The sequence below is a fragment of the Streptococcus penaeicida genome (assembly GCF_002887775.1).
Taxonomy (GTDB): Bacteria; Bacillota; Bacilli; order Lactobacillales; family Streptococcaceae; genus Streptococcus; species Streptococcus penaeicida.
This window is the reverse complement of sequence record NZ_LOCM01000066.1, coordinates 1-324: the sequence shown is the minus strand read 5'-3', so window position 1 is coordinate 324 and position 324 is coordinate 1. Positions and strand designations below refer to the sequence as shown.

Genomic DNA, 324 nt, shown 5'->3' with positions numbered 1-324 from the left:
TAATTGACTAGCTTTTAGTCCGAGTACAATTTTGATAATAGAAAAGTTTATTGACATAGAGGTAGACTTCTTGTTAAGATATAGTTATTCAATTTTGAGTGGACTAAAAAGTTAAGTGACGATAGCTAGGAGATACACCTGTACCCATGCCGAACACAGTAGTTAAGCCCTAGAACGCCTGAAGTAGTTGGGGGTTGCCCCTGTTAGATACGGAAGTCGCTTAGCTTTTATCCGCCATAGCTCAGTTGGTAGTAGCGCATGACTGTTAATCATGATGTCGTAGGTTCGAGTCCTACTGGCGGAGTCGATAGAGATAGGATTTCC

The 324-nt window shown here is 41.4% G+C and carries 1 tRNA gene and 1 rRNA gene; both read left to right on the top strand.

Annotation, left to right across the window (positions count from 1 at the left end):
* Positions 1–111: 111 nt before the first annotated feature.
* Positions 112–225: ribosomal RNA gene (rrf, locus tag AT575_RS10270) — 5S ribosomal RNA — on the top strand.
* Between the two features lie 5 nt (positions 226–230).
* Positions 231–304: transfer RNA gene (locus tag AT575_RS10265), tRNA-Asn, on the top strand.
* Positions 305–324: the final 20 nt, after the last annotated feature.